General features: G+C 70.6%; 9 protein-coding genes. 5 read left to right on the forward strand and 4 right to left on the reverse strand.

Annotation, left to right across the window (positions count from 1 at the left end; all coding sequences use genetic code 11):
* A partial coding sequence (locus AC27KI_RS13750; protein WP_487114281.1) for a helix-turn-helix domain-containing protein occupies positions 1–360 on the forward strand: 360 nt, incomplete at its 5' end.
* 52 nt (positions 361–412) lie between these two features.
* On the opposite strand, the gene AC27KI_RS13755 is transcribed toward AC27KI_RS13750, so the two are convergent.
* Positions 413–4,006, reverse strand: a complete 3,594-nt coding sequence (locus tag AC27KI_RS13755) for an LAGLIDADG family homing endonuclease (protein ID WP_487114283.1) — start codon at positions 4,004–4,006, stop codon at positions 413–415.
* 332 nt (positions 4,007–4,338) lie between these two features.
* On the opposite strand from AC27KI_RS13755, the gene AC27KI_RS13760 reads away from it, so the two are divergent.
* On the forward strand, positions 4,339–5,031 hold the full coding sequence (locus tag AC27KI_RS13760; protein WP_284431109.1) for a nitroreductase family protein: 693 nt from the start codon (positions 4,339–4,341) through the stop codon (positions 5,029–5,031).
* A 347-nt stretch (positions 5,032–5,378) separates the two neighbouring features.
* On the opposite strand, the gene AC27KI_RS13765 is transcribed toward AC27KI_RS13760, so the two are convergent.
* The 3 genes from AC27KI_RS13765 to AC27KI_RS13775 form a co-directional block, all read right to left on the reverse strand.
* Entirely contained in the window at positions 5,379–6,104 is a 726-nt protein-coding gene (locus tag AC27KI_RS13765) for a formylglycine-generating enzyme family protein (protein ID WP_487114285.1), read from the reverse strand.
* Positions 6,105–6,130: 26 nt separating this feature from the next.
* Positions 6,131–7,321: an aldo/keto reductase gene (locus AC27KI_RS13770; RefSeq protein ID WP_487114287.1), complete on the reverse strand. Its 1,191-nt coding sequence runs from the start codon at positions 7,319–7,321 to the stop codon at positions 6,131–6,133.
* 91 nt (positions 7,322–7,412) lie between these two features.
* On the reverse strand, positions 7,413–7,625 hold the full coding sequence (locus tag AC27KI_RS13775) for a hypothetical protein (RefSeq protein ID WP_487114289.1): 213 nt from the start codon (positions 7,623–7,625) through the stop codon (positions 7,413–7,415).
* 295 nt (positions 7,626–7,920) lie between these two features.
* On the opposite strand from AC27KI_RS13775, the gene AC27KI_RS13780 reads away from it, so the two are divergent.
* The 3 genes from AC27KI_RS13780 to AC27KI_RS13790 all read left to right on the forward strand — a co-directional run.
* Positions 7,921–8,619 (forward strand): heavy metal response regulator transcription factor, encoded by a 699-nt coding sequence (locus AC27KI_RS13780; RefSeq protein WP_487114291.1) that lies wholly within the window; start codon positions 7,921–7,923, stop codon positions 8,617–8,619.
* Positions 8,606–9,961: a heavy metal sensor histidine kinase gene (locus AC27KI_RS13785; protein WP_487114293.1), complete on the forward strand. Its 1,356-nt coding sequence runs from the start codon at positions 8,606–8,608 to the stop codon at positions 9,959–9,961. Before AC27KI_RS13780 ends, AC27KI_RS13785 begins: the two co-directional genes overlap by 14 nt.
* 298 nt (positions 9,962–10,259) lie before the next feature.
* The coding region (locus tag AC27KI_RS13790) for a ChaN family lipoprotein (protein ID WP_487114295.1) at positions 10,260–10,534 on the forward strand (275 nt) is incomplete at its 3' end.

Genomic DNA, 10,534 nt, shown 5'->3' on the forward strand with positions numbered 1-10,534 from the left:
TGTTCGCGCCCGACGCCCCAGGCCTGGCTCGCCACGCAGCCCTGGCCGGGCAACGTGCGCCAGCTCCGGGCCCTGGTGGAGTCGGCCGGTGCGCTCATCGCCCCGGGCCACCTGCGCATCGACCTCGACCTGTTGCGGTTCGCCAGCGGCGACCTGGCGCACCTGCCGGATGCGGGCCCGGCCGATGCGGCAGCGGCCGCCCCCGTCGGCGCGCTGGATGCGGCCATCTTCGAGCTGGAAACCCGCATGGTGCGGGAAGCGATGGAGGCCACCCAGGGCAACCAGTCGGAGGCCGCGCGCCGCCTGGGCATCTCGCGCGCCGGGCTGATCAAGAAGCTCACCCGGCTGGGCCTGCGCTAGCGGGCGCCGGCCACCGGCCCTGCCCGCCCCTTAGCCGCCCCTTAGCCGCCCCTCAACCGCACGTGCCCAGGTTCCCGCACTGCGTGCAGTAATCGCAGCCGTCCTTGCGGATCACCGCGTGCGCACCGCACTCGGGGCACTTCTTGCCGGCCATCGCGGGCGGCATGCCCATGGGCGCCTCGGGCTCGTCCAGCGGCAGCACCTGCTGCACCGGGTCCGGCACGCGGCTGGCCAGGATGTTCTGGATGGCATAGGCCATGGCGGCCACCTCGGAGTCGTGCCACAGCGGCACGCGCGTGCCGTCCTCGCGCTGGCGCGTGCCCAGGCGCACGGGGCCGCGGTCCCACGCCACCTTGCGCATGTCGCTCAGGGCGCGTTCCAGGAAGCCGCCGCGCGCGGCCAGCGAGAGCATGCGCATGCTGGAGGTGATCCACTGCTGCGATTCGCCGCTTTGCCCCACCGGCATGAAGAACTCGATGGCGCGGTCCACGGTGCCCGTGCCGCCGGCATTCGGCACCGGCAGGAACGACACCACCAGGTACAGCGTCTTGTGGCCCTCCTGCGTCCAGTACTCCACCTTCTCGGCGACAGCCGGCAGGGCGCCCTTGGGCCGGCTTTCGATCACGGTGCGCATGGGGTCGATGGGGGCTGCGGCCGATGCGGGTGTCGCTACGGGCGCGGCCGGGGCCGGCGCGGCCTCGGGCGCGTGCGTTTCCAGCACGGCGCCCAGGATGGTGTTGGGCCGGTAGGTGGCCAGCCCCTTGAGCCGCGCGCGCCAGGCGGCGAGGTACAGGCCCTTGAAGTCCTCGTACGGGTAGTCGGCCGGCACGTTCACCGTCTTGGAGATCGCGGTGTCCACGAAGGGCTGCACCGCCTCCATCATGGCGATGTGGTCGGCGGCGGGCATGGACAGCGCGCTCACGAAGTAGTCGGGCAGGGCATTCACATCGCCGCCCAGCTCGCGGTACAGCCGCCAGGCGTGGTCTTCCACGGCGTATTCGCTCATGCGGCCGTCGCCCTCGCGCTTCCTGCGCTTGTAGGTCCACGAAAACGGCGGCTCGATGCCGTTGGAGGCGTTGTCGGCGAAGGCCAGGCTCACCGTGCCCGTGGGCGCGATCGACAGCAGGTGGCTGTTGCGGATGCCGTGCTCGCGGATCTGCGCCTGCAGCGCCTGCGGCAGCCGGCTGGCGAAGGTGCCGGGCGCCAGGTAGCCGGCCGCATCGAACTTCGGGAACGCCCCTTTCTCGCGCGCCAGCGCAACCGACGCGCCATAGGCCGCATCGCGCAGGCGCTCGGCGATCTGCGCGGCCATGGCGCGGCCCGCTTCGCGGTCGTAGCGCAGGCACAGCATGGCCAGCGCGTTGCCCATGCCGGTAAAACCCACGCCGATGCGCCGCTTGGCGGCCGACTCGGCGCGCTGCGCCTCCAGCGGCCAGAAGGTCACGTCCAGCACGTTGTCGAGCGCGCGCACCTGCGTGGCGACGCTCTGCTCGAAGGCCTCGAAATCGAAGGCCGGCGCGCCCGCCAGCCCGAACGGGTTGCGCACGAAGCGCGTGAGGATGATGGGCCCCAGGTCGCAGCAGCCGTAGGGCGGCAGCGGCTGCTCGCCGCAGTTGTGCACATACAGGCCATTCGCGTCGAAGGCGTGGCAGTCGGCCACGGTGACGTCGTACACGTCCTCGCACCCATCGGCCGCGATGGAATCCACGGTGGCGGTGAATCGCTCTCGGTTCAGCCGGCGCTGGTCGCCCGCCAGGGCGGCTTCCAGGCGAGCGGCCTTGGCGGTGTCGGCAAAGCCGATGCGATCGGCGTACACCTGCAGGTTGTCGCCGGACACCACCAGTTCGTGCTGCGCCTGCGTGGGGTAGGCCCGAGTGCCGCCACGCCCGTCGGGCAGCACAGGGTGCTGCGCGGGGCGGCGGCCGGTGTACAGCGTGGAAGCGATGCCGAAGCGCAGCAGCATGCGCTGCACGGTGCGCAGCAGATCGGCATCGCTTTGCGACAGGCGCACGCTCACGCCCTTGTCCTGGGCGCCCTGCACCGAACCGTCGGCATCGAACAAACCACGCAGCAGGCCGGCGGCGAAGGCGGAGGAGCCGCATTCCATGGCCGGCGTGATCGTCTTGTGGCCAGGCCGCAGGCCCATGGCGTGCGCCAGTCGCCACAGCGCCGCGCTGGCCATGCGGGCCTCCCCGCGCGTGCCGACGGGGCGCTGGAAGCCGCTGAAATCAGACGGGTGGGGCAACGTGGCCGCGGCAGCTTCGGCGGCTTGCACGATGCCTGCCGCGCCGGTGGCGGCATAGGCCACGGTGCCGTTGCCCACCTGCCGCAATTCGGGTGCCCAGACCGAGATCACCGCCTTGTCGGCCTTCAAGGTGCCGTCGCCCACGAGCAGGCCGAGCAGGTAGCCCTCGGCCTCGGTGCCCGCACCGTCCCATCCGCCGAGCGCGCGGTGGTCGTGCAGCACGATCTGGTCGCCCGGCTGCAGGTCGCCGGCCGCCGTCCACTCCAGGGACTGGGCGTAGCGGGTCTGCCGCGCCACGCGGCGCACGCGGTGGTCGGGCGTGAGGCGCAGCGTGTGGCCTTCGCGCGTGCGCAGGGCGATCACGGGCTTGTGGCCGGTCTTGAAAAATCCTTCGCTTTCCGTGCAGAAGACACGGCCGTCCACCACCGCGCCGAACCGCCGCCCGATGAGGCCGGCCACCTGCGCCGGGCCGTCCGCCGTCAGCACCCAGGTGTCGGCCGTGACGCAGGGATTCGTTGCCGCGATCGCCTCGCAGTAATGCAGGTTGTTGTCGCGGTTGATCGCATCGAGGAACAGGATGCCCGGCTCGGCGAAGTCGTAGGCCGACCGCATGATGGTGTCCCACAGATCGCGGGCCGGCACGGTGCGGTAGACCCACTGGCCGTCGGTGCGCTGCACCGCGCCCTGCGCCAGCAGCGCGGCGCCGGGGCGCGCGGGGTGCACCAGGTCCCACGGCTGGCCATCGGCCACGGCCTGCACGAAGGCGTCGGTCACGCCGACCGACACGTTGAAGTTGTTCCACCGCCCGGGGGTGCGCTTGGCGGTGATGAACTCGAGCACGTCGGGGTGGTCGATGCGCAGCACGCCCATCTGCGCGCCGCGCCGCGCGCCGGCGCTCTCCACCGTGGAGCACGACTGGTCGAACACGTTGATGTAGCTGCACGGCCCCGAGGCCAGCGAGGCCGTGCCCTTGACCTGCGCGCCCTTGGGACGGATGCGCGAGAAGTCGTAGCCCACGCCGCCGCCGCGCCGCATGGTCTCGGCGGCCTCGCGCAGGGCCTCGTAGATGCCGGGGTAGCCGCCGTCGTCCATGCCCTGGATGCAGTCGCCCACGGGCTGCACGAAGCAGTTGATGAGCGTGGCCTGGATGTCGGTGCCGGCGGCGCTCATGATGCGGCCCGCCCCGATGGCCCCCGCGCGCAGGTTGGCGAGAAAGCGCGCCTCGTGCGCCGCGCGCTCGGCGGCGGGCTCCACCGAGGCCAGGGCCCGCGCCACGCGGCGGTAGAGGTCCTGCACCTCCGTCTCACCGGGCTTGAGGTACTTTTCGCGCAGCACGTCCAGGCTGATGGGCTGCACGGGGGTGGCGTCGGACGCCACGGGGATGAAGGGGTCGCGTTGCATGTCGCTGGGGCTTCCACGGTGCACAAGGCCCCCGTTTTACTCCGGTGGCCCGCCGCCCGGCTTGCCCAATGTCAACGAGGACGGCGAGGGTTTTTCAGAGGGTGAAAGCGCCTGGGTGTATGCACGGCAGGGCTGCGCGATGGCGGCCCCTCCTGGGCAGCCGGCACGCGCGCTGCCGCGTTTTTTTGTTTCCTGGATCGAAACGCTGTGATTCCCGCGCCGGGGCTTATGCGCCCTGGCCGTTGGCGCCATATTCCAGGCAAGGTGCTCCCGGTTCCCGGTGGCACGCCTGCCCATCCCTTCATCCCACCCTTCCTTTTCAGGAATCCACCATGTCCCCCACCGCCGAACTGGCCGCCGAACTCGAAACCGCCATCCATGGCCCCGATGCCACCCCGCTGATCGAGCGCCTGCAGTGGCGCTACGCCACCAAGAAGATGGACCCGGCCCGCCAGGTGCCCCAGGAGAAGGTCGAGCGCATCCTCGAAGCCGCGCGGCTCGCGCCCACCTCCAGCGGGCTGCAGCCGTTCGAGGTGCTGCTCGTCACCCAGCCCGAGGTGCGCCAGCGCATCCAGGCCATCGCGTGGAACCAGGCCCAAATCACCGAGGGCTCGCACCTGCTGGTGTTCGCCGCGTGGGACGACTACACGCCCGAACGCATCAACGCCATGTTCGACTACACCAATGCGGTGCGCGGCTTCAAGAACGAAGGCTGGGAGAACTACCGCAACATGCTGCTGGGGACCTACCCGCAGCGCGGCGCCGAGGTGAACTTCCAGCACGCGGCCCGGCAGGCCTACATCGCCCTGTCCGCCGCGCTGATGGCCGCGGCCTACGAAGCGGTGGACAGCACGCCCATGGAGGGATTCGATCCCGACGCGCTGGATGGCATCCTGAACCTGCGCGCCCGCGGGCTGCGCAGCGTGGCGATCCTGCCGCTGGGCTACCGCCAGGCCGAGCAGGACTGGCTGGCCCCGCTGGCCAAGGTGCGCCGTCCGCGCGAGCAGTTCGTCACCGAGGTGTAAGGCGCAGCCGCGCGCCTGGACCCGGCAGCGCGGCACCTGCATCGCAGGCCCCCGAGGCCCCGCGCATGCCAGCCGATCATCGACCCTGGAATCCGCCGAGGGCATGGCCCTGGCCCGCCAAAGGCCGGTGTGGACTTCAAAGGCGCAGCGCACAAGGTGCTCCGGGTGCATCACACTTGGAGCGTCCACAACACCAGGTTCTCCACGCCAGGAGCCCCCATCAGACCACATGTCGACCCCAAGGGCGACCTGGCAGGCGCCGAGGAAAGGGTCATTTCTGGAAGGCACTGAAGCTGCCGTGCGGCCACAGGGGCAGCATGGCATCGCAACGGCCTGCCGCCGCCCTGTCAGGGCGCCTTTGCACCGCCCTGCACGGGCGCATCGTAGACACAGCGGAACCCCACATACACCACGTCAAAGTCGGCCGGCTTCCATTGCATGGACGCGGCCTGCATCTGCGCCGCGCCATACCACCAGGAGCCGCCGGCGGTGAGTGCGGTATCGCCCTGCCGGTCGGCCAGCCATTCCCAGGCGTTGCCGCCCATGTCGTGCAGCGCGTTGACGCCACCGCGCGTGGCACCGGCCGGTGCCAGCCGCGGCCAGGCGTCGGTGCCGCTGGTGTTGGCGCCTTCAGGCGAATCGCCGGTCGGGTACGGGTAGGTGCGGCCCCGCACGAAGCCGGCACGAGTCCCTGCGCCCTGCTCGGTGTAAGCCGCCAGCGTCCATTGGGCGCGGGTGGGTAGGCGGCCTTGCGCCCAGGCGCAGAAGTCACGCGCCTCGTGCCAGTTGACGTGCACGGCGGGCCATTGCGGGCTGACCGGCGGCACGCCGAAGGGGCGGCGGAAGTTCCAGCCAGCGCGGCGCTCCCAGCCGCGGCCCCATTCGTGGCCGCCGCCCTTCCGTTCCGCCGTGGTGACACGGCCGGTGGCTTGCGCGAACTCGGCGAACCGGGCGATGGTGGTTTCGTGTCGATCAATGGCGAAGTCGCCAACGGACACCCGGTCCTGACCTTGTGCGGCCACCGCAAAGAGTGCGCAGGCCGTGCCGTGCAGGATTGCCTTCGGTGTTGTCATCCGTTCACTCCTGGGCCGGCGTGGTGTCAGGCGGGAACCGGCGCCTGGCGCGAGATCAGCCCCTCGCGCCGCAGCGACTCCCAGAACGATGCGGGAATGGTCACACGCATCGACGCCACGTTGACCTGGACCTGGCCGGGCGCGCGGGCGCCGGGAATGATCGCCGAAACCACCGCCGGTGCCGCCGCGAACTGCAGCGCCGCCGTGCGGATATCAATGCCGTGCCGGTCGGCCACCACCGCCAGCCGCGCGCGCTTGTCGGCCGCGCCCGCGGGGATCTGGTCGCTGAAGTGATACCGGTTGCGCCCGCCCAGGAAGCCGTCGTTGAGCGGCGTGCCGACGACCACGGATATGCCCTTGCGCTGCAGTGCCGGGAAGGTGCGCGAGAGCGCCACCTCGTGGTCGAGGATGGAGTACTGGCAGGCCAGCAGCACCACATCGGGCGTCGGCACGTCCGATTCAGCGGCCAGCACGGCGGCGTCGGGCGTGTTGATGCCGAAACCCCAGCCACCAATCATCCCCTGATCGCGCATGCGGGCCAGCTCACCCATGGCACCGCCGGTGCCCGCCGCAACGGCGAAGTGGTCGCGCCACGTGCCTGGCAGTTCGCTGTTGTCGGGCGACAGGTCGTGGATGTAGACGATGTCGATCTTGGGCAGGCCCAGCCGTTGCAGGCTGTCCTCCACCGAGCGGCGCGCACCGGCCGCCGTGAAGTCGTAGCGATACGCCATGGGCGCGGGCTGCACCCACAGCGCGGCATTGGGCAGCGGCCCGCGGCTGGCCTGAAGCATGCGCCCGACCTTGGTGGACACGACGTAGTCGTCGGGATGCTTGCCGCGCAGGAAGTGGCCCAGCCGGTATTCGCTCAGGCCGTAGCCGTAGAACGGAGAGGTATCGAAGTGGCGCACGCCCGCGTCCCATGCGGCCTGCAACACAGCCTGCGCTTGCGCGTCGCTGAGGGCGGCGAAGATGTTGCCGATCTGCGTGCCGCCCAGGCCGAAGCGGAATGCGGGCCGATAACGTTGCCCGGGAGCAGCCGCTGCATTGCGGGGCAGCGCCCGGTCGGTCATCGGCCCCCGCGTAGCCAGGACGCTGCCCCGCTCGGTGAGCGCGGCAGACAGGCCGGGCGCCTGAGCCCGCGCCAGGGGCGAGGCGGCCAGGCCGGCGAACGTGGCGGCGGTAGTGGTTGCGGCATGCAGGAAGTTGCGGCGGTCCATGATGTTTTGATCCTTGGTGAAATGACGAAGTCCGAACAGCGACGACTCGAGGTCGGACGCGAAAGCCGGGGGGAGTGATGACGCGGCGCGCTCACCGCCGCGCTCGCAATGCCGCCTGGGCCCGGCGGACCAGCCCCTGATACTGGTTCTGCTTGTCGGGATACCAGGGCAACGACTGCACCTTGCCGAAGCCGGCCAGCGCTTCAACGTAGCGCGCCGTGTGCCCGCGCTGCGACGCGTCAGGCAGCAGTCCCGCGTCGCCGACGGTTACCTGCGCACTGCCGTAGAGCGGTGAGGTGTCCACGACCTTGGCACCAGCGCTGACGTACTGGCCGGGGCGCGCCAGGCAATCGATCGAACGTCAGGAACGTGGCCGGGCCCAGGCTGCCGCGCGGGAACGTGCGGCGGGTGGACATGCGGTGAGTCACGATGGCCATGGATGCACTCCAAAAAAACGGTGGGCGGGGTGCGCGGTCGCCCCACGCGCCGCGCAGGGCCCCATGGTCCGCACGCAGCTGACCGATGCCGCTCGAACGGATTACAGATTGGTAATCCAACGCGCAGGGGGTGCAGGCACAATCGGCCCGGAGGTGAAACAGGTGCACAAAGTGCTGGTGATCGAGGACGACCGCGGCGTGGCCGACTATCTGCACCAGGGGCTGTCCGAGTGCGGCTACCGCGTCGATGTGGCGCACGACGGCCCCAGCGGGCGGGCGCTGGCACTGGTCGGCAACTATGCGCTGGTGCTGCTGGACGTCATGCTGCCGGGATGCGACGGCTTCGAGGTGCTGCGCGCCATTCGGGGCAAGGGCGGGCAGCCCGTGCTGATGCTGACGGCACGCGACCGGCTGGACGACAAGGTACTGGGCCTGAATGCGGGTGCGGACGACTACCTCGTCAAGCCGTTCGCCTTTTCCGAACTGCGGGCACGGGTCGAGGCGCTGATTCGCCGGGGCCATGCCAGCATTCAGGAGCAGACCGTGCTGCGCGTCGCCGATCTGGAACTGGACCTGGCAGCGCACAATGTGCGCCGCGAAGGCCGCCGTATTGAGCTGTCTACCAAGGAATTCCAGCTGCTGTCCTTGCTGCTGCGCCGCAAGGGACAGGTGCTGACCCGCACCACGTTGGCCGAACGCGTCTGGAACATCCATTTCGACTCCGACACCAACATGGTGGAAGTCGCGGTGCGGCGCCTGCGCGCCAAGGTGGACGACGCATTCCGCCACAAGTTGATCCACACGGTGCGCGGTGTGGGCTACATCCTGGAGTTCCGCGGGGGTGCAGATGGCGACGCATGAGCCCCGCCAGCGGGCGCCGCATTCCGTGGTGCGCCGCCTGGCGCTGCAGTTGGGCCTGGGCGTGGCGCTGTTGCTGGGTGCGATTTCCGTCGTCGTATACCTGGGGGTGCAGACGCTGCAGGAGCAGGCCCAGTCGCGCATCTTGGGCATCAAGGTCCAGAAGCTGGTGGAAACCTCCAGCGCGATGTGGCGACCCGAGAACCAGGACTTTCTGCACCTGCTGCAGACCAACGCCGTCAAGCGCCAGGGCTCGCGGCTGCAGCTGCTGCCCCCCGACGGCTCGGCGTTCTACCTCGATCCCCACGACGAAGCACACACGCTGTCGCCGCAGGTGCGTTCACGCAGCTTCGAGCTGCGGTCGGCTGACGGACAGCGGTCGCTGCGGGGCCGCTTCGATGTCGATATCGCAGAGGACGAGCAGCGACAGCAGACCCTGGCGCGCCTGCTGGCCCTGGCCACCGCGGCCGGGGCGCTGGTGAGCGCAGGACTCGGATTCGCCGTAGTGCGGCATGGCCTGCGCCCGCTGAGCCAACTGGCCCGGCAGACCCAGGCGATGTCTGCAGGCCGGCGACTCGCGCATCTGCAACTGTCGGCGCGCAGTGCCGAGCTGGCGCCGCTGGTAGACCAGTTCAACGAACTCATCGACCGGCTCGAAGCGGGCCGCGCGCAACTGGAGGCTTTCAATGCCGACGTGGCGCATGAGCTGAGAACGCCGCTCACCGCGCTCATCGGCAAGACCGAGCTGGCGCTGTCGCGACCGCGTGCGGCGCCCGAGTTGGCGCGAACGCTGGCGTCCAACCTGGAAGATCTGGGGCGCATGGCCTCGGTGGTGAACGATATGTTGTTCCTGGCGCGCGCCGACGGAGGGCTGCGCGCGCGTGTGGATGCGCCACGCAATCTGGGTCCGCTCATCACCGAACTGTTCGAGTACCACGAGGCCGACGCCGCTGAGCGGGGCCTGCGGCTAGCCCTGGAAGGCGAGCTCATTCTGCCGGTGGACGAACGGTTGGTGCAGCGCGGCGTCTCCAACCTGCTCAGCAACGCGTGCCGCTATGCCGCGCCAGGCAGCACCGTCCGCGTGAAGCTGGCTGCGGGCGGTGCGGACGGCCCCGGCGTGTCAGTGGCCAACGAAGGGCCACCGATTCCCGAGGCCGCATTGCCTCGCCTGTTCGACCGCTTCTATCGCGGCGACTCGGCCCGGCACCGCGAGGGCATGCACGCGGGCCTGGGACTGTCCATCGTGGCGGCCATCGCCCGCATGCACGGCGGCGATGTCTGGGCGCGCTCGGCGGCCGACGGCACCGAGGTCGGCATGCGGTTCGGGACGGCGCCGGTCGGCTGACGACCTCTCCGCATCTGCGCGCGTGCCCGCGCTGCGTGCCGTCGTCGCAACCGTCCCGGGCGCACGGTCTCAGCCATCCCCCCCCCACCCCCGCCGCTGATCCGTTGCATCACCGGGTCGCGCCGCGGGAAGGCGCGGGTCGACAGGGCATGGCTTTAGCATGCGCCCATGCACGGCACCCTGTTTCCCTCCCGATCGCCTTCCCGGCATGCAGCCCATCGACTCGGCCCCGCGCCGTGGCCGAGAGGCCCCCGCCTCGCTGCCACCCTGCTTCTGGCCCTGCTCGCCGGCTGCGCGCATGCGCCCCCGGAGCCTGCCGCCCCCACCCCCCTGGCTCGCCCAGGTGCAAGCCCTGCTGCCCGCCGATGTGCTGCTGATCGGCGAGCAGCACGATGCCCCCGAACACCAGGCGCTGGAGCGCGAGGCCGTGCAGTGGCTGGCCGCGCGCGGGCAACTGGCGGCGCTGGTGATGGAGATGGCCGACAGCGGGCGAGCCACCGACGGCCTGCCCCGCGATGCGGACGAGGCCCAGGTGCAGCAGGCGCTCGGCTGGAACGCGGCGGCCTGGCCGTG

It is taken from the genome of Acidovorax sp. KPB24-03, from assembly GCF_057546605.1.

Bases quoted from the DNA above. Each gene is read 5' to 3' on its own strand.
- AC27KI_RS13755 (WP_487114283.1), bottom strand. From the start codon at position 4,006: ATGCAACGCGACCCCTTCATCCCCGTGGCGTCCGACGCCACCCCCGTG.
- AC27KI_RS13760 (WP_284431109.1), top strand. From the start codon at position 4,339: ATGTCCCCCACCGCCGAACTGGCCGCCGAACTCGAAACCGCCATCCAT.
- AC27KI_RS13765 (WP_487114285.1), bottom strand. From the start codon at position 6,104: ATGACAACACCGAAGGCAATCCTGCACGGCACGGCCTGCGCACTCTTT.
- AC27KI_RS13770 (WP_487114287.1), bottom strand. From the start codon at position 7,321: ATGGACCGCCGCAACTTCCTGCATGCCGCAACCACTACCGCCGCCACG.
- AC27KI_RS13785 (WP_487114293.1), top strand. From the start codon at position 8,606: ATGGCGACGCATGAGCCCCGCCAGCGGGCGCCGCATTCCGTGGTGCGC.